Below are 18,474 nucleotides of genomic sequence, written 5' to 3'. Positions count from 1 at the left end.
ATGACCAATGGGTCAGGCCCTTGGCGCCCCTGCTTGATTCGGTTAAAATTACTGCTGTTGGCTTTTGTTTCTATTATAGTTGATCAGACATCCGGCCTTTACGATTTCCCGTTCTTCCGGGGTCATATCAGCAATGTGCAGTTCTATCTCATGAACCGGATTTCCTTCTTTATTTTTCACCATATAGGCGGGAATATGTTTCATGTCGCCGTCAAGGGCAGTACGGATTCCAGGTACATAGATGAAATCCCCTACTTCAAAATCTGGTTGTTCATCAAGGAGGAAGGGAAGCATTCCCCAGTTCATAACATTGGAACGGTAGCGTTTGGTGGCATACTCTTTTGCAATATTAGCAAGGCCGCCTAATACCCTCTGGCAGCTGGCTGCCTGCTCACGGGCAGAGCCATCCCCTGGCTTTACCGCATAGACCATGCTTCCGATCTCTGTTTCTTCTGCCTTCAGCTCCCCCTGGTTTAAGTAAGCAGCCAGGGCCTTAAATGCAGCTTCCAGTGACGGATCAGCCTCTAAGGGAGAAGTTCCGGCCTTTCTTGCCTGCTCCAGCTCATTGACCTTCTTTGAACGTCCCACGTATTCCGGATCCCGGCGGGATAAGGTAAACTCTGCAAGGCCGAGAGGGTTGGAACGGTAGGAAGAGGTTTCGCCGGAAGGGATCAGTTCATCAGTGGTGGTGACCGGATCCATGATCTTTGAACATACCCGTAACAGGATGTTTTCCGTCAGGGCACTCATAGCCGGCCAGTCCTTGATGTTTGGCCCGTAAATCAGGGAAACCTCTGGCTGAGCCTTTCTAAATCCCTGGTACACCCGTCTTTCGTAGGAAGATGGGTCGAATTCATAGGCAGGAACCTGGTAATCCTCGCCATAGCCTTCCGCAGAAGTGAGATAGCCGCCGTTTGCTGCAGTTGCCGCAATGGAGCGGGCATCCATAAGGGCGACACAGGAAATCTGTCCGCTGCCCGGCTTGGAGCCTTCCCGGTTGGGGAAGTTTCTTGTGGTGTGGCGGATGCTTAAGGAATTGTTGGAAGGCGTATCTCCTGCGCCAAAGCATGGGCCGCAGAAAGCCGTTCTGACGGTAGCACCGGCTGCCATCAGTTCTGAGATCGCTCCCTTTTTCACCAGATCCATATAAACAGGCTGGGAGGAGGGGTATACGGATAAATTGAAGATGTCATTTCCGCAGTTCTTGCCGGTCAGAATATGGGCCGCAGCCATGACGTTGGAGTAGTTGCCTCCGGCACAGCCTGCGATCACTCCCTGCTGGACCATCAGCTTTCCATCTACGATTTTTTCAGTCAGGGAAAGGCTTGCCTTGGAGCTTCCCACAATGCGCTCTGCTTCCTTTTCCACAGTCCTGAGAATGTCCCCAAGGTTTTCATTTAATTCATCAATCTCATAAGTGTTGCTTGGATGGAAGGGCAGTGCGATCATTGGCCTTATGGTGCTTAAGTCCACATAAACCACCCCGTCGTAGTAGGCCACTTCCCCGGGATTTAACTCCTTGTAAGCATCTCCCCGTCCATGGAGGTTCAAATAAGACTTTGTATCCTCATCGGTTCTCCAGATAGAGGAAAGGCAGGTGGTTTCCGTTGTCATGACATCCACGCCGTTCCGGTAGTCCGTATCCATGGAAGATACCCCGGGCCCTACGAATTCCATGATCTTGTTCTTTACATAGCCGCTTTTAAAGACCGCTCCGATAATGGCCAGGGCCACATCGTGAGGGCCCACAGAAGGAGATGGGCTTCCGGTAAGATAAATGGCCACAACGCGGGATAAGCCACATCATAGGTATCACAAAGAAGCTGTTTTACCAGTTCTCCGCCTCCTTCTCCGATGGCCATGGTCCCCAAAGCTCCATACCGGGTATGGCTGTCAGAGCCAAGGATCATGCGACCGCAGCCGGCCATCATTTCCCGCATGTACTGATGAATGACCGCAATATGTGGCGGAACAAAGATCCCGCCGTATTTTTTGGCAGCGGAAAGCCCGAATACGTGGTCATCCTCGTTAATGGTGCCGCCGACTGCACATAAGGAGTTATGGCAGTTGGTCATAACGTATGGAATAGGAAATTCCTCAAGCCCTGATGCACGGGCAGTCTGGATAATTCCGACAAATGTAATATCGTGGGAGGCCATGGAATCAAACCGGAGCTTTAAATGCTCCATGTTATCAGAAGTATTGTGCTCTTTTAGAATGGAGTAGGCGATGGTACCCTTTTTTTGCCTCAGTCTTATCTGCAGCTTTTCCTGTAAGGGCGGCCACTTTTAATGCTTCCTGTTCCGGAATCAGCCCGGTTCCATGAACAAGATAGGCCCCGCCGTCATACAATTTTACCATATGCTATCTTTCCTCTCTTTTTTTGTAGGAAACAGTTTCCCCTACGTATTTTGTCGCCGGACGCATGATTCTTCCATCGTACAGCTTGTTTTCGATATTGTGCGCCAGCCAGCCTGCCATACGTGAGCAGACAAACAGAGGCGTATACATATCTTCCGGTATCTGTAACATATTATAAGCGAAACCACTATAGAAGTCTACATTGTTTGACAGTGGTTTTCCGTTGACTGCCAGACAAGCCTTGGCAACCTTTTCAAACTTTGTAAGGAATTCATATTCATCTTCCCTGTTTTTCTGTTTGGCAAGCTTTTCGCAGCAGACCTTTAACAGATCCGCCCTGGGATCGGAAACCGTATAAACTGCGTGGCCAAGTCCGTATACAAGGCCGGTATTATCATAGAAATCCTTTGAAAGGATCTTCTGGATCACTGCCTTCATCTGGCTTCCGTTGCCTTTAGCCCGATTTCCTTTTCAATGGCCTTGATCATTTCACTGCAGCATATATTGGCGCCGCCGTGCTTTGGTCCCTTTAAGGAGCCGATCGAAGCGGAGATGGCCGAATAAATATCGGTTCCTGTGGAAGATATGACTACATTGGTAAAGGTGGAATTATTTCCGCCGCCATGGTCTGCATGGATCATCAGCATCACATCTAAAAGATCAGCCTCCTGCGCGGTAAAAATCCCGTCTTTTCGCAGCATGTATAGAACGTTTTCCGCCATGGAATATTCCGGCTTTGGATAATGTATGATCAGGCTGCCCCTGTCATAGTAATGGACCTTGCTCTGGTATGCATAGACGGAAAGAGAAGGAAGCTTTGCCAGGATGTTGATTCCCTTTAAAAGTGTCTCATAAGGGTCCACATTATCCGGTTCCTCATCATAATCGTAAAGAGCCAGGATGCTTTGCTGAAGGCTGTTCATCAAATTACGGGAAGGGGTGCGGAGCATATTTTTTTCCAGGAACTCATCAGGGAGAAGGTAGTTCTGGCTAAGAGTGGATGTGAATTCCCTTAATTCTTTCCTGGAGGGAAGATAGCCAAAAAGGAGTAAAAACGAAGTCTCTTCAAAGCCATAGCGTTCATTGTTCTTTCCGCCTACCAGGTCCCCGATCTCGATTCCACGGTAATAGAGCTTGCCAGGAACGTTGACCTTTTTTTCCGTCTTGGATTTCATAGCCGACTACATCAGATACGCGGGTCAGGCCCACCCGGACTCCGGTGCCGTCTTCGTTGCGGAGCCCTTTTTTTACATTGTGCTCCTTAAATAAATTGTTTGGAATATCCGTAAAATTAGAGGATTTGCCAAAGGTCTGAGCGATAAAAAAAGTTGTTCATGGAACGATCTCTCCTTTTTTTTATTAAGCCACAGCCATAAAGGCGGGTACCTGTTTATAGAAAAGCAGCGCAAAAGGATTTCTCCGGCGCTGCCTCCATTGGCAAAAACGTGACTTGATTTATGTTGTTGGGTAGTTTAACATGGAAAAGTATCAAAGTCAATAACTTGTTATAATCACAACTAAAATATTGTTATTGTGTCAGGATGAAGACTGGTTTTTACCAGGAGGGCAGAAAATCCTGTTTTAAGTTTTTCAAGCATATTTTTATGGTTTTCTCCACATCATATGGAAATACCCTGCAAATGTGCCATTACGCCCCGAAAAATGGGGCGGACGCTGCCAGGAAAGCGTGGATAAAGAGGAATCCATCAAATTTACAGTAAAACAGGAGGTTTTTAAGGTGAGAGAGTATCAGTATAGAAATGACCAGAATAACGAAGAAACAGAGGAAAGACAGAATAACGAGAATAGGCCATCTGACAATACGCGCAAGGAAAACCTTGATGAAAAGAAAACGGAAAAAGATATTGAACAGAAAGAGGATGAAAGGCTAGAAGAATATGGCCAGATGACCCTGGATGATAATGCAGGCAAGCGGAAGATCCATCTGATCTCCATTATTGGGGAGGTGGAAGGCCATGAGAATTTATCCGGCAACAGCAAGGCTACAAAATATGACCATATTCTCCCGAAGCTTGCCGAAATTGAAGATGATGATTCTGTGGAAGGGCTTTTGGTTCTATTAAATACCTCCGGCGGTGATGTGGATGCAGGCCTTGCCATAGCGGAGATGATCGCTTCCTTAAGCATCCCTACCGTATCCCTGGTTCTTGGAGGAAGCCATTCCATTGGAGTTCCCTTAGCAGTTTGTACGGATTACTCCTTTATCGTACCCACTGGAACCATGATGGTTCATCCGTAAGAATGACGGGAATGGTAATCGGCGCTTCCCAGACCTATGAATATTTTGAAATGATACAGGACAGGATCTTAAGCTTTGTTTCCAGCCATGCAAAGATTGCCTACGACCAGTTAAAACGCCTTATGCTGAATACGGAAATGCTCACCAGAGACTTAGGAACCGTGCTGGTCGGCGAGGAAACGGTAAAAGAAGGCCTGATTAACGAAGTGGGCGGAATCAAGGATGCTTTAAAAAAAATTATATGAACTGATGGAAACTGCTTCCCGTTAAACGTTGCAATTCTCCCGATTTTTTTGTATACTGTTACCAACGGATAGAAGGGGGAAGTATTGTGCCTGAGACAACAAAGAAACGTACAACAGCAAAAAAAGGAAAAAACGGGAGAACAAGAAATACAGCCGCCAAAAAAAATGTGGTTTTGCCGGAACCAGAATTTATCCATTCAGAGGTCGTGATCATTATGTCATTTTTGGCCGCGGCCATACTGTTTTTCAGCAACTTTCATTTATGTGGAATGGTTGGAGATTTTCTGCGCAGCGTACAGCTTGGCATATTTGGAAGTGTGGGATATGTTGCGCCTGTGCTGCTGTTTGCAGGAACAGCGTTTTACATCTCCAACCAGGGAAATCCCAGGGCTGCTTTTAAACTGGCGTCTTTTATACTGGCGCTGGTTTCTTTGTGTGGATTTTTACAGCTTCTTTTTGGAACAAAGAGCGGCGAGGGAATGGGGCTTGCAGATATTTATTTTGAGGCTTCCGTAAGCGGAAGAGGCGGCGGCATTATAGGCGGCCTTTTGGCCGGAGGGCTTACCTCTATTATCGGTGTTGTGGGAGCCTATCTGGTGATCGGAGTCCTTCTTATCATATCTGCAGTCTGCATTACGGAAAAATCTTTTGTAGATATTGTGAAAAAGGGAGGCGGAAAGGCATACCGTCATGCCAGGGATAATGTGGACATGCACATGGAAATCCATGCGATACGCCAGGAAGCCCGTAAAAAGCTTTGGGAAGAGAAAAAGCTCCGGGGCGTCAATCTGGAAGCCACGAAGCTGGAGGCAGCCAAGGAGGAAAGCTATGGGGAAGATCTGGCTGAGGAAGTTCCTGACATCCTTGCCGATGATATTATGGCCCAGGCAGACCGGCTGTCTGCCGTAACCTCTGCGGAAGTAAATGAACCCAATCCTGCTGATGTTTTCCGTGGCAGCTTTTCTCCTGTCCTGGAAAATGAAGAGGATATTGTTCCCTTTGATCCCGACGTGGAAGCAGCTCCGCTTACAGAGGCATTGGAAGAATCTTCTATATATATGAAGAAAGAAATCAAAACCTTAAAGGAAATGGATGTGGTGGAAGAGGAGTTCTATCCAGAGGAAGGACATGATACCTTTTCCATTCCAGAAGAGCCAAAACAGGTGGTCACCGCTTCCGGCAAAGTGATAGAGACAGACACAGAAGCTCTTCAGAAAAAACTAGAAAAGAAGCGGGAAGAAGCGGCAAAGGAAGATGGTTTAAGTGTTACCCAGGAAATCAGGCAAAAGCAGGAGACCGTGAAAAAGGAATATAAGTATCCGCCTCTTTCTCTGCTTAAAAAAAGGAAAATCAGGGGTCTTTTCCGACCGGGAATACAAGGAAACTGCCATTAAGCTCCAGCGGACTCTTCAGAATTTCGGTGTCGGGGTTACGGTCACCAATATAAGCTGCGGACCTTCCGTAACCAGGTATGAGCTTCATCCGGAGCAGGGGGTAAAGGTCAGTAAGATTGTAGGCCTGGCAGATGACATCAAATTGAGCCTGGCGGCCGCTGATATCCGAATTGAAGCGCCCATACCAGGAAAATCGGCGGTGGGCATCGAGGTACCCAATAAAGAAAACCAAATGGTATACCTGCGGGATATTCTGGAGGCGGATGGCTTTCAGAAGCATTCCTCAAAAATCGCTTTTGCAGTTGGTAAGGATATCGGCGGACAGGTGGTTGTCACTGACATTGCAAAGATGCCCCATCTATTAATCGCCGGAGCTACAGGTTCCGGTAAATCCGTCTGTATCAACACCTTGATCATGAGCATTATCTTTAAAGCGGATCCTGAGGATGTGAAACTGATCATGGTGGACCCCAAGGTGGTGGAATTAAGTGTTTATAATGGGATTCCCCATTTGCTGCTTCCTGTGGTCACTGACCCGAAAAAGGCCTCTGGAGCCCTTAACTGGGCGGTGGCGGAGATGACGGACCGTTATAATAAGTTCGCCCAGTATAATGTCAGGGAAATCAAGGGGTATAACCAAAAGGTAGACAGCATAAAAGACATTGAGGATGAGGATAAGCCCAAAAAGATGCCTCAGATCGTCATCATTATCGACGAGCTTGCGGATCTTATGATGGTAGCGCCTGGAGAAGTGGAAGATTCCATCTGCCGTCTGGCCCAGCTTGCCAGAGCTGCGGGCATTCATCTTGTCATCGCCACCCAGCGTCCGTCAGTCAACGTCATAACAGGTCTTATCAAGGCCAATGTTCCCTCCAGGGTAGCCTTTGCGGTTTCTTCCGGAGTGGATTCCAGGACCATTATTGATATGAATGGTGCGGAAAAGCTTCTTGGAAAAGGTGATATGCTGTTTTATCCGGCAGGATACCCAAAACCACTGCGTGTTCAGGGTGCATTTGTATCGGATTCCGAAGTCTCCAAGGTTGTGGAATTCTTAACGGAGCAGGGGCTTACCGCAGATTATAATCCGGAAGTGGAAAGCATGATGCTTCCGCGCCTGCAGTCGGAGAGATAAAGGCGGAGGAAATGACCGGGATGAGTATTTCGTCCAGGCCGGGAAGTTTATCATTGAAAAGGACAAAGCGTCCATCGGAATGCTGCAGAGAATGTTTAAAATAGGCTTTAACCGGGCTGCCCGGATCATGGACCAGCTTGCAGAAGCCGGTGTGGTAGGAGAAGAGGAAGGCACCAAACCTCGTAAGGTACTGATGAGCCTGGAAGAATTCGATGAAATGCTTTCCCAGGGTTGTTAATCATAGAACCGTGTTATTTACATAGAAGGAGGAGTGGAAAATGAAAACAGATATCGAAATCGCGCAAGAGGCAAAAATGCTTCCTATCAAAGATGTGGCTGCTTCCTATGAGATCTGTGAGGATGAGCTGGAGCTTTACGGAAAGTATAAGGCAAAACTGACTGATGAACTGTGGGAGCGGGTAAAGGACCGTCCGGATGGCCGACTGGTTCTTGTAACGGCAATCAATCCCACCCCCGCAGGGGAAGGAAAGACCACCACTACCGTAGGTCTTGGCCAGGCATTGGGGAAAATGGGTAAAAAGGCGATTATCGCCCTCAGGGAACCCTCCCTTGGACCATGCTTTGGCATTAAGGGCGGCGCGGCAGGCGGCGGATATGCAGGTAGTGCCCATGGAAGACTTAAATCTTCATTTTACCGGTGATTTTCATGCTATAACCTCAGCCAATAACCTGCTTGCAGCTTTGTTAGACAATCATATCCACCAGGGCAATGCCCTTGGAATCGACACCCGCCAGATTCTCTGGAAGCGCTGTCTGGATATGAATGACCGCGCCCTTAGAAATATTGTGGTTGGTCTTGGATCCAAAGCAGAAGGCTTTGTGAGAGAGGATCACTTTGTGATCACGGTGGCATCGGAAATCATGGCAATCCTTTGCCTTGCAAATGATATGGAAGATTTAAAAGAACGGCTGGGAAGGGTCATTGTGGCATATAATTATGCTGGAGAGCCTGTGACGGCTCCCAGTTAAATGCAGTAGGCGCTATGGCGGCTTTGCTAAAGGATGCCTTAAAGCCCAATCTGATACAGACCCTGGAACACACCGGCGCCATTGTTCACGGAGGTCCTTTTGCAAACATCGCCCATGGCTGCAACAGCGTACGCGCGACCAAAACGGCATTAAAGCTAGCTGATGTTGTTGTGACAGAGGCAGGATTTGGCGCGGATTTAGGCGCGGAAAAATTCCTTGACATCAAATGCAGAAAAGCCGGATTAAAGCCTGACGCCATTGTATTGGTAGCTACGGTGAGAGCCCTCAAATACAACGGCGGAGTGCCAAAGGACCAGTTAAAGGATGAAAACCTGGCTGCCCTTGAAAAGGTATTGTCAATCTGGAAAAGCACATTGAAAATATGATGAAATACGGCGTTCCGGTAATTGTTACCCTGAATTCCTTTATCACAGACACAGAGGCTGAACACCAGTTTGTTAAAAAGTTTTGTGAGGAAAGAGGATGTGAATTTGCCTTATCCCAGGTTTGGGAAAAAGGAGGAGAGGGTGGCATCGAGCTGGCAGAAAAAGTGCTTTATACCCTGGAAAATAAAGAAAGCAATTTTGCCCCTCTTTATCCCGATGACATGGGGCTTGAAGATAAGATCGCTGCAATTGCAAGGGAAATCTACGGCGCAGATGGGGTGACCTATGCTCCGGCAGCATTAAAAGCCATAAGAAAATTTGAAGAAATGGGCTTTGGCAGCCTTCCTGTGTGCATGGCAAAGACACAGTATTCCTTATCCGATGATCAGACAAAGCTTGGAAAGCCGGAAGGCTTTGACATTAATGTGCGGGATGCTTATGTATCCGCTGGAGCAGGATTTGTGGTCATTCTGACCGGAGCCATCATGACCATGCCAGGTCTTCCGAAGAAGCCTGCCGCAGATAATATTGACGTAAATGAAGATGGAGTAATCACCGGATTATTCTGATTTGGAGGTTTTATGAAGTTTAAAGAATGGCTAAAAGACTTAAAATATGAGGTGCTGCAGGGTAGCCTGGACCTTGAGGCCGAGGATGTCATTTATGACTCCAGAAAGGCACGAAAGGGTGTTGTATTTGTCTGCATGAAAGGCACGAGAACCGACTCCCATGAATTCATACCAGAGGTGGTGGACGCTGGGGTGGAAATCCTTGTAGTAGAACGAAGGATGGATATCCCGGATGGCGTAACCGCCATTCTCGTACATAATGCAAGAGAAGCGCTGGCTCTTTTATCAGCCGCCAGATTTGGATATCCGGCGGAAAAGATGGTGACGATTGGCGTGACTGGAACCAAGGGAAAAACCACCACCACCCACATGATCAAGACTGTTTTGGAAGCCTGCGGCAAAAAGTGGGAATGATCGGAACTACAGGCATTGTTATCGGCCAGGAAGTTACGCCTACGGTGAATACGACTCCCGAGTCCTATGAACTTCATCAGGCCTTCAGCCGCATGGCGGAAGCCGGCTGCGAGTATTTGGTAATGGAAGTTTCCTCCCAGGCCTTTAAAATGCACCGTAGATGGGATCTGCTTTGATTACGGACTGTTTACCAATATTTCCCCTGACCATATCGGACCAGATGAACACCGGGATTTTGAAGAATATCTTTTTTTACAAATCCCGGATCTTCTGCTGCTCGAAAGTGGGAATCATGAATGGGGATGATGAGCATTGGGATGAAGTGGTAAAGGATGCTTCCTGTAAGCTCTATTCCTTCTCCATGGAGAAAAAAAGACACAGATTTTAAAGCAGAGGCCATCAGGTACATCGCCCAGCCGGAATTTGTTGGACTGGAATTTGACATCAAAGGGGCTTGTGAGCTATCTGTCCGGGTGAATATTCCGGGACGCTTTAACGTTGCCAATGCTTTGGCTGCTGTCAGCGTTTTAAGCTTTTTAGGGCTTCCAAAAGAGAATATCTGTCATGGACTGGAACATTTAAACGTGAATGGACGTATGGAAATCGTTTATTCTTCTGAAAAATGTACGGTAATCGTAGATTATGCCCACAATGCGGTCAGCATGGAAAGCCTGCTCTCAACGCTAAGAGATTATCACCCAAAGCGCCTTGTCTGCGTCTTTGGCTGCGGCGGAAACCGTTCCAAGGACCGGCGTATTTCCATGGGAGACAGCGCCGGACGTCTGGCAGATCTTACGATTATCACCGCGGATAATTCCAGATACGAAAAAAACGGAAGATATCATCGCGGACATTCGTGGAAGCCTTGAAAAGACCGGGGGAAAATTCATGGAAATTCCGGACCGCAGGGAAGCCATCCGTTACAGCATCATTCATGCCGAACCAGGTGACATGATTGCCATTATAGGGAAAGGGCATGAGGATTACCAGGAGATAAACGGAGTCCGCCACCATTTCTCAGACCGGGAAGAGGTCTTAAATGCAGTGGATGCCAAGCTTTCAAAGGAAGCTTAAAAGGAAAGCCAAGCGATAAATAAAATGCCGAAAGCCGTAGGGATATGCGGCTTTCGGCATTTCCGCGGTAGATGGTATGCCAGAAAGCATGGGCAGGAAAGAGGAACGCCCTTCGGGCATACCTTTATGCCTAAAAACACGGGCAGGAAAGAGGAACGCCCTTCGGGCATACCTTTATGCCCAGAAAGCGTGGGCAGGAAAGAGGAAAGGAATGTGCGCCGGGAGCGTGCATGGAACGGAGGAAGCAATGGTAAATATGACAGTAAAAGAAATACTTTCAGCCACGGGAGGTAAGCTTCTTTGCGGTAATAAGGATACGGTTCTGGACCACATCAGCATTGACTCCAGAAATATGAAGGGGAATGACCTGTTTGTCCCCATCATTGGAGAAAGGCAAGATGCCCACCATTTTATCGGGCAGGCCTTTGACAATGGAGCAACGGCGGTGCTTACCAGCGAGCATGACGCTATGGACGACTTTAAACCGTGGATACGGGTAGAGGATACAAAAAAGGCTCTTCAAGCCATTGGAAGCTATTACAGGGACTGCTTAAAGCTTCCCCTGGTGGGAATCACGGGAAGCGTGGGAAAGACCACTACAAGGGAGATGGTTGCCTGTGCCCTGTCTGCCCGTTATTCCGTTTATAAAACTCCTGGAAACCATAACAGCCAGGTAGGAGTGCCTATTACCATATCTGAGATTTCACCGGAGGATGAAATCGGAGTCATTGAACTGGGAATGAGCGAGCCGGGAGAACTGACCGTCATCGCCAGGATCGCAAAAATCCAGATGGCTGTGATAACCAATATCGGAGTAACCCATATCGAGCAGCTTGGATCCCAGGAAAACATCTACAGAGAAAAACTGACTATCCAGGATGGGCTAATGGAAGGCGGAATCCTCTTTTTAAATGGGGATGACCCGCTTTTAAAAACCACAAAAGCAAAGGAAGGCTGTAAGACCATTTATTACGGAACAGAAGATAATTGTGATTACAGGGCTGAAGATGTTCATTTGGAGGAAGGTTTTCCGGCCTTTACGGCAGTCTTTGGACAGAAGAGAGTTTCTTTGCGGCTGGCAGTAATGGGAAGCCATAATGTGTTAAATGCCATGGTGTCCCTTGCAGTGGCTTCTGAGTGCGGCATCCCTATGGAAGAAGCGGCAGAATGTCTCCAGAAATTTACCGGTTTTAAGAACCGGCAGCAGATCTATCATACAGCCGGTATGACCATCATCGATGATACATATAACGCCAGCCCGGTTTCCATGAAAGCAGGACTGGAGGTCCTGGGTTCTATTAAAAAAGGCGGAACGAAGGATCGCCGTATTGGCTGATATGAAGGAGCTGGGAGAAAAAAACACGGTCATACCATTATGAAATCGGAGAATACATTACAGAGCATCCAGTATATGAGGTAGTGACTTTGGGAGAGCTGGCAGGGGAGATCGCCAGAGCGGTGAAGGAACATGCTCCTCATATCCTGGTTAAGGAATTCATGGAACCAGAACTGCTGGTGTCTTATTTAAAAGAGGAATTAAAGGAAGGGGACTGCGTGCTGTTTAAGGGCTCCAACAGCATGAATCTTGGCCCGGTCGCGGAGAAATTTTACCGGCCTTGACAGCCTTTTAGAGCCCATGGCACTAATGGTGCAGGTATACCTTTCCGCCCGATAAAGCGGGCGGGCTTTGCCCGAAAGGCGTGGACAGAAAAGAGGAAACACTCTTCGAGTATACCGTTATGCCCAAAAAGCGTGGGCAGAAAAGAGGAAAACAATGACGGAACGATTTGCCCGGATTATTATTGATATTTCCCATGAAAAGGTTGACAGAACCTTTGATTACCGGATTCCGGCCGGACTTCTTGATGAAGTGGCTGTAGGTACTCTGGTTTTGATTCCTTTTGGAAAAGGGAATTCCATGCGGAAGGGGTATGTGGTCGGAATTGCCGCCCATGCGGATTATGATCCGGATAAAATTAAGGAGATAGCGGGAATCGTAACAGACGGCGTATCGGCAGAATCCCTGCTCATCTCCCTGGCATGGTGGCTGAAAGAGCGGTATGGCTCCACCATGAACCAGGCATTAAAAACAGTGCTTCCTGTGAAGCAAAAGGTAAAGCCAAGGGAAAAAAAGGTGCTTAAAAGCCTTTTGGACCATTCCCAGCTTTTAAATGCCTTAGAGGAAGCGGAAAAAAAGAAATACAAGGCCAGGGCACGCCTCTTTCAGGCGCTTTTGGAGAATCCGGCCATTCCATACGAAATTGCGGTTAATCAGATGAATCTTTCTGCCGCCACCTTAAAGCCGGTTATTGAAAAAGGATACGTAAGCCTTGACTGTGAAGAGGTTTACAGAAATCCTGTTAAAACAGAAATAAAAGAAAGAAGCAAGGTGGTTTTAAATGGGGAACAGCAGGCGATTGTAGACAGTTTTTGCCTGGATTATTCCCATAATATAAGAAAAACCTATCTGATCCACGGCATTACAGGAAGCGGCAAGACAGAAGTTTACATGGAACTGATCCAAAAGGTCATAGAGGATGGAAAACAGGTGATTGTTCTCATTCCGGAAATTGCCCTGACTTATCAGACCGTCCTGCGTTTCTATGGAAGATTTGGGAACCGGGTGTCCATAATCAATTCCAGATTGTCGGCAGGGGAACGGTATGACCAGTTTGAACGGGCAAGAAACGGGGATATTGATATTATGATCGGTCCCCGTTCGGCCCTGTTTACGCCCTTTTCCCGTCTTGGACTGATACTCATAGACGAAGAGCATGAAGGAGCTTACAAAAGCGAGGTGTCTCCAAGATACCATGCCAGGGAGGTAGCTGTGAAAAGAGCCTCCATGCAGGGGGCATCTTTGGTTTTAGGCTCAGCGACTCCCTCCCTGGAAGCTTATACAAAAGCCCTTCGGGAGAATACCAGCTTTTTCGCCTGACGGAAAGGGCCAAAAAAAACAGCCGTCTGGCGGCAGTATCCGTGGTGGATTTAAGGCAGGAGCTTAAGGAAGGCAATAAGTCCATTTTCAGCAGAAGCTTACAGGCGCTGATCGAGGACCGGCTGGAGAAGCGGGAACAGGCCATGTTATTTATCAACAGGCGCGGCTATGCGAATTTTGTGTCCTGCCGTTCCTGCGGAGAAGCCATTCGCTGCCCTCACTGTGATGTGACTTTGACACTTCATAATAACAGCCGACTTGTCTGCCATTATTGCGGATATTCCATATCCATGCCTGACCGCTGTCCGGCCTGCGGTTCTCCCTACATTGCCAATTTTGGAGTGGGAACCCAGAAGATTGAACAAATGACCAGAAAAATGTTTCCGGCTGCCAGAGTCCTGCGAATGGATCTGGACACCACCTCAAAAAAAAGGGAGGACATGAAGAGATACTCACTGCTTTTTCTGAAGGAGAGGCCGATATCCTTATCGGCACCCAGATGATCGTAAAAGGGCATGATTTTCCAAATGTGACCCTGGTAGGAGTGCTGGCTGCAGACCTGTCTTTGAATACTCCGGACTACCGGTCTGCAGAACGGACCTTTCAGCTTTTGACCCAGGCGGCAGGAAGGGCTGGCCGGGATTTTCGAAGCGGTGACGTGGTCATTCAGACCTATAGTCCGGAACACTACAGCATTGTGACCGCTGCCAATCAGGATTATGAGGCATTTTACCGGCAGGAAATGGCATATCGCCGTCTGATGAAATATCCTCCGGCAAGCGGCCTGTTGACAGTACAGTTTTCTTCCAGACTGGAAGACTGTTTGAAAGAAACAGCAGATGCGGCTGCCGGGTTTATCGGCCCCTTTGCGGAACAGGAAGCGGTGCAGATCATCGGCCCGGTAGAGGCTACTGTTTACAAAATTAATGATATCTATAGAAAAATTTTATACTTGAAACAGGAAAACTATGATATACTAATAAAAATCAGGGATCAGATCGACGGTTTTTCAGAAAACTATGGGCACCTGTTTGATCAGGTAATGATCCAATACGATTTTTCATAAATGAGAAGATACACCTTTCGGGTATACCTTTATGCCCGGAAAGCATAGGTAGGAAAGAGGATAAAAGAAAATGGCAATTAGAAAGATCAGAACCATTGGAGATGAAATTTTAAGAAAGCACTGCAAGCCTGTAAAGGAAATCACACCAAGGATCAGCGAGCTGATCGTGGATATGTTTGAGACCATGTATGACTCGTGCGGAGTTGGCCTTGCAGCTTCCCAGGTGGGGATTTTAAAACAGATCGTAGTCATAGATGTAGATGATGGCAACCAATATGTACTTATTAATCCGGAAATCATGGAGACAAGGGGAAGCCAGACCGGGCCGGAAGGCTGCCTTAGCGTGCCTGGAAAATCCGGTACGGTCACAAGGCCTGATTACGTAAAAGTGAAGGCTTATGATGCTGCCATGGAGCCGTTTGAGTTGGAAGGGGAAGGATTTTTGGCCAGGGCAATCTGTCATGAATGCGATCATTTAAACGGTGATCTCTATGTGGATATCGTGGAAGGCGAGCTGGAGGATGTCTCCTTAGATGAGGAAGAAGGAGAGGTTGAAGAATAATTATGCGTATCATATTTATGGGAACACCTGATTTTTCTGTTCCCGCTCTTGAGGCTTTAAAAGAGGCCGGGCATGAAATTCTTGCGGTAGTTACCCAGCCGGACAAACCCAAAGGAAGAGGGAAGGAAATCCAGATGACTCCGGTAAAGGAGAAAGCAATGGAATACCACATCCCTGTTTATCAGCCGGTCAAGGCCAGGGATCCGGAATTTGTTAAAATTCTATCAGATCTGGAACCGGAACTGATCGTAGTAATTGCTTTTGGACAGATTCTGCCAAAGGCAATTCTGGATATTCCAAAATATGGATGTGTGAATATCCATGCATCTCTACTCCCTAAATACCGCGGCGCATCTCCCATACAGTATGCTGTCATTAACGGGGAAAAGGAAAGCGGGGTCACGATCATGATGATGGCGGAAACCCTGGATACCGGAGATATGCTGGATCAGGAAGCCATTGCTTTAGATAAAAAAGAAACCTTCGGAAGCCTTCATGATAAGCTGAGCAGTCTGGGAAGCAGGCTTATTTTGAAAACCATAATAAAGCTGGAAGAAGGGACTGCCGTACGTACGCCTCAGGATGATTTAAAGACCTGCTACGTAGGCATGATAAAAAAAGTCCATGGGAGATATTGACTGGTCCATGGATGCAGTATCCATTGAGCGCCTGATCCGCGGCTTAAATCCATGGCCCAGTGCTTATACTGTCTGGAATGGAAAAGTGATGAAACTGTGGGAAGCAGAGGTAGTGGATAAAGAGTATGAGGGGGCTTACGGCCAGGTAGTAGAGGCTGGCCGGGACTCTCTGGTCATAAAGACCGGGAAAGGCAGCCTGTCCATACGAAAACTTCAGCTACAGGGGAAAAAATGCATGGAAATTGATGCATTTCTCCGCGGATACCAGATTGCGGAAGGTACCGTTTTGGAGCGCCTCGCAGGCACATCTTCATGCAGCGTGGGCAAGAAAGTGGAAAGGAGAATCTGATTATGTATTATGGCGGCATGATGGGATATTATTGGGATCCGACCTGGATCCTTGTCATCATTGGAGCAGTTCTTTCCATGGTGGCATCTGCAAGGGTGAATAGTACATTTAATAAATATTCAAAAGTGAGAAGTATGTCCGGGATGACAGGAGCAGAAGCGGCAAAACGCCTTTTAAATTCTCAGGGCATTTATGATGTTCAGGTAAGGTCTGTAGGCGGGCAGCTTACGGATCATTATGATCCTAGAACCAAAACCGTTAATCTGTCGGATTCTGTTTATGGCTCTACATCAGTGGCGGCAATCGGTGTTGCGGCCCATGAATGCGGTCATGTTATGCAGGACAGCACAGGCTATATTCCCTTAAAACTCCGGGCAGCCATTGTTCCTGCGGCCAATATTGGCTCCAAGGCAGCACTGCCTCTCATTATTCTCGCGTCATTATAGGGGGAATCGGTTCTCCCTTAGTTAATATCGGCCTGATCCTTTTTTCTGTGGCGGTTATTTTCCAGCTGGTCACCCTGCCTGTGGAATTTAATGCGTCCAGCCGGGCGGTCACTCTTTTGGGCCAGGTGGGAATCTTAGGCGATCAGGAGTTAGGTTATACCAGAAAAGTTCTGGGGGCTGCAGCCCTTACCTATGTAGCGGCGCTTGCTGCGACCGTACTTCAGCTTTTAAGGCTGGTTATCTTGTTCGGAGGAAGAAGGAATGATGACTAAGGAGACCGACAGCAGGGAAATTGCCCTGGATATCCTGTTAGAGATCCTGGAGCGGGGAGCTACAGCCATATCATCCTGCGCCAGGCTTTAAATAAATATCAGTATCTGGATAAATCGGAACGGGCCTTTATTTCCAGGATAGCAGAAGGAACTGTGGAATACCTGCTTCAGATCGATTATATCATTGATTCCTTTTCCAACACAAAGGTTAAAAAGATGAAGCCGGTAATACGCACGATTCTGCGCATGTCGGTTTATCAGCTTCTTTATATGGACCGTGTTCCGGATTCCGCCGTATGCAACGAAGCGGTGAAGCTTGCCGTGAAACGGAAATTTACAGGATTAAAGGGCTTTGTCAATGGGGTACTGAGGAATATTTCCAGAAATAAAGAGGGCTTAAGCTGGCCGGATGATTCTGTCCGTTATTCCATGCCGGCATGGATCGTATCCATGTGGGAGGAAAGTTTTGGCCGGGAAACGGCAGTCACCATGATGGAGTCCTTTTTAAAGGATAAAAAAACTACGGTCCGCTGCAATTTTGCAAAGGCTTCCAAGGAAGAAATCCTTAAAAGCCTTAAAAAGCAGGGGGCAGAAGTGAGTGAGTACGGAATTTCGGAAGCAGTGCTTTGTATTGAAAAATATGATTACCTGGAAGGATTGGAAGCATTCCAAAAGGGGTATATCCAGGTTCAGGATCTAAGCTCCAGCTTTGTAGGTGAGATCGCAGATCCGAAAAAGGGAGATTACGTCATTGACGTATGCGGCGCTCCTGGAGGAAAGAGCATTCATATAGCAGATAAGCTTGACGGAACAGGCATGGTGGAGGTCCGTGATTTAAGCCTCCAAAAGATAAGCATGGTTGAGGAAAATATTAAACGGTGCGGATTTTCAAATATCCGTACAAAGGTCCAGGACGCTCTTGCTGCAGACCCGGATTCAGTGGAGAAAGCGGACATTGTCATTGCTGACCTGCCTTGCTCCGGGCTTGGGATCATCGGACGAAAGCCGGATATCAAATACCGTATGACGCCGGAAGACTTGGAATCCCTGGCAGCGCTCCAACGGGAGATCCTGGCAGTTGTCCAGACATATGTAAAACCGGGCGGGCGCCTGATTTTCAGTACATGTACCATAAACAGAAAAGAAAATGAAGAAAATGCCAGTGGTTCCTTGAGCATTTTCCTTTTGACTGCATAAGCCTAAAGGGAAAGTTTGGAGAAAAGATGGATTCAGCCGCTGCGAATCAGGAATTTTTACAGCTTTTGCCGGGAATCCATCCCTGTGACGGATTTTTTATTGCGGTATTTCAAAAAAAGGTAGGGCCTTCAAGGCATACCTTTATGCCCAAAAAAACGTGGGCAGAATAGAGGAAATATAG

General features: G+C 47.4%; 12 protein-coding genes and 6 pseudogenes. 15 read left to right on the top strand and 3 right to left on the bottom strand.

Annotation, left to right across the window (positions count from 1 at the left end):
* Positions 1 to 48: 48 nt before the first annotated feature.
* The 3 genes and pseudogenes from JCM10519_RS01805 to JCM10519_RS25295 all read right to left on the bottom strand — a co-directional run bounded on the left by JCM10519_RS01805 (position 49) and on the right by JCM10519_RS25295 (position 3,536).
* Positions 49 to 2,361, bottom strand: a pseudogene (locus JCM10519_RS01805) (hydratase).
* 3 nt (positions 2,362 to 2,364) lie between these two features.
* Entirely contained in the window at positions 2,365 to 2,799 is a 435-nt protein-coding gene (locus tag JCM10519_RS25300) for a citrate/2-methylcitrate synthase (protein ID WP_347842803.1), read from the bottom strand.
* The gene (locus JCM10519_RS25295) at positions 2,796 to 3,536 is read right to left on the bottom strand and encodes a citrate/2-methylcitrate synthase (RefSeq protein ID WP_347842802.1); all 741 of its coding nucleotides are present in this window, start codon (positions 3,534 to 3,536) and stop codon (positions 2,796 to 2,798) included. Before JCM10519_RS25295 ends, JCM10519_RS25300 begins: the two co-directional genes overlap by 4 nt.
* A 467-nt stretch (positions 3,537 to 4,003) precedes the next feature.
* Here JCM10519_RS25295 and JCM10519_RS25290 point away from each other — a divergent pair, with 467 nt between their 5' ends.
* From JCM10519_RS25290 to JCM10519_RS25260, 15 genes and pseudogenes are all read left to right on the top strand, one after another.
* A complete protein-coding gene (locus JCM10519_RS25290) occupies positions 4,004 to 4,621 on the top strand; it encodes an ATP-dependent Clp protease proteolytic subunit (RefSeq protein ID WP_347842801.1) in 618 nt (205 codons plus the stop codon).
* Between the two features lie 2 nt (positions 4,622 to 4,623).
* The gene (locus JCM10519_RS25285) at positions 4,624 to 4,866 is read left to right on the top strand and encodes a hypothetical protein (RefSeq protein ID WP_347842800.1); all 243 of its coding nucleotides are present in this window, start codon (positions 4,624 to 4,626) and stop codon (positions 4,864 to 4,866) included.
* Positions 4,867 to 4,952: 86 nt separating this feature from the next.
* Positions 4,953 to 6,260: a DNA translocase FtsK 4TM domain-containing protein gene (locus tag JCM10519_RS25280; protein WP_347842799.1), complete on the top strand. Its 1,308-nt coding sequence runs from the start codon at positions 4,953 to 4,955 to the stop codon at positions 6,258 to 6,260.
* Entirely contained in the window at positions 6,178 to 7,392 is a 1,215-nt protein-coding gene (locus tag JCM10519_RS25275) for a DNA translocase FtsK (RefSeq protein ID WP_347842930.1), read from the top strand. Before JCM10519_RS25280 ends, JCM10519_RS25275 begins: the two co-directional genes overlap by 83 nt.
* Before the next feature lie 49 nt (positions 7,393 to 7,441).
* On the top strand, positions 7,442 to 7,630 hold the full coding sequence (locus JCM10519_RS25270; protein ID WP_347842929.1) for a DNA translocase FtsK: 189 nt from the start codon (positions 7,442 to 7,444) through the stop codon (positions 7,628 to 7,630).
* A 40-nt stretch (positions 7,631 to 7,670) separates the two neighbouring features.
* Positions 7,671 to 9,337, top strand: a pseudogene (locus JCM10519_RS01785) (formate--tetrahydrofolate ligase).
* 12 nt (positions 9,338 to 9,349) lie between these two features.
* Positions 9,350 to 10,825: pseudogene (locus tag JCM10519_RS01780) on the top strand (UDP-N-acetylmuramoyl-L-alanyl-D-glutamate--2,6-diaminopimelate ligase).
* A 76-nt stretch (positions 10,826 to 10,901) separates the two neighbouring features.
* Positions 10,902 to 12,161 (top strand): UDP-N-acetylmuramoyl-tripeptide--D-alanyl-D-alanine ligase, encoded by a 1,260-nt coding sequence (murF, locus tag JCM10519_RS01775; protein WP_347842798.1) that lies wholly within the window; start codon positions 10,902 to 10,904, stop codon positions 12,159 to 12,161.
* Between the two features lie 89 nt (positions 12,162 to 12,250).
* The gene (locus JCM10519_RS25265; RefSeq protein WP_347842797.1) at positions 12,251 to 12,445 is read left to right on the top strand and encodes a hypothetical protein; all 195 of its coding nucleotides are present in this window, start codon (positions 12,251 to 12,253) and stop codon (positions 12,443 to 12,445) included.
* 154 nt (positions 12,446 to 12,599) lie between these two features.
* A pseudogene (gene priA, locus JCM10519_RS01770) lies at positions 12,600 to 14,829 on the top strand (primosomal protein N').
* Positions 14,830 to 14,899: 70 nt separating this feature from the next.
* Entirely contained in the window at positions 14,900 to 15,391 is a 492-nt protein-coding gene (gene def / locus JCM10519_RS01765; protein ID WP_054737770.1) for a peptide deformylase, read from the top strand.
* 2 nt (positions 15,392 to 15,393) lie between these two features.
* Positions 15,394 to 16,378, top strand: a pseudogene (gene fmt / locus JCM10519_RS01760) (methionyl-tRNA formyltransferase).
* Positions 16,379 to 16,380: 2 nt separating this feature from the next.
* Positions 16,381 to 17,096: pseudogene (locus JCM10519_RS01755) on the top strand (zinc metallopeptidase).
* Positions 17,097 to 17,165: 69 nt separating this feature from the next.
* Positions 17,166 to 18,293 (top strand): 16S rRNA (cytosine(967)-C(5))-methyltransferase RsmB, encoded by a 1,128-nt coding sequence (rsmB, locus tag JCM10519_RS01750; RefSeq protein WP_347842928.1) that lies wholly within the window; start codon positions 17,166 to 17,168, stop codon positions 18,291 to 18,293.
* A gap of 26 nt (positions 18,294 to 18,319) precedes the next feature.
* Positions 18,320 to 18,463, top strand: a complete 144-nt coding sequence (locus JCM10519_RS25260) for a hypothetical protein (RefSeq protein WP_347842796.1) — start codon at positions 18,320 to 18,322, stop codon at positions 18,461 to 18,463.
* Positions 18,464 to 18,474 lie beyond the last annotated feature (11 nt).

The sequence above is a fragment of the Clostridium sp. NkU-1 genome (genome assembly GCA_001312405.1).
Note: the sequence above shows the minus strand (reverse complement) of the source record. Positions and strands in the feature narration are given on the sequence as shown.

What these genes read in the sequence shown, in the direction of transcription:
- JCM10519_RS25295 (WP_347842802.1), bottom strand. Translation starts at nt 3,536, where the DNA reads ATGAAATCCAAGACGGAAAAAAAGGTCAACGTTCCTGGCAAGCTCTAT.
- JCM10519_RS25260 (WP_347842796.1), top strand. Translation starts at nt 18,320, where the DNA reads ATGGATTCAGCCGCTGCGAATCAGGAATTTTTACAGCTTTTGCCGGGA.
- JCM10519_RS25285 (WP_347842800.1), top strand. Translation starts at nt 4,624, where the DNA reads ATGACGGGAATGGTAATCGGCGCTTCCCAGACCTATGAATATTTTGAA.
- murF (WP_347842798.1), top strand. Translation starts at nt 10,902, where the DNA reads ATGCCAGAAAGCATGGGCAGGAAAGAGGAACGCCCTTCGGGCATACCT.
- def (WP_054737770.1), top strand. Translation starts at nt 14,900, where the DNA reads ATGGCAATTAGAAAGATCAGAACCATTGGAGATGAAATTTTAAGAAAG.
- JCM10519_RS25300 (WP_347842803.1), bottom strand. Translation starts at nt 2,799, where the DNA reads ATGAAGGCAGTGATCCAGAAGATCCTTTCAAAGGATTTCTATGATAAT.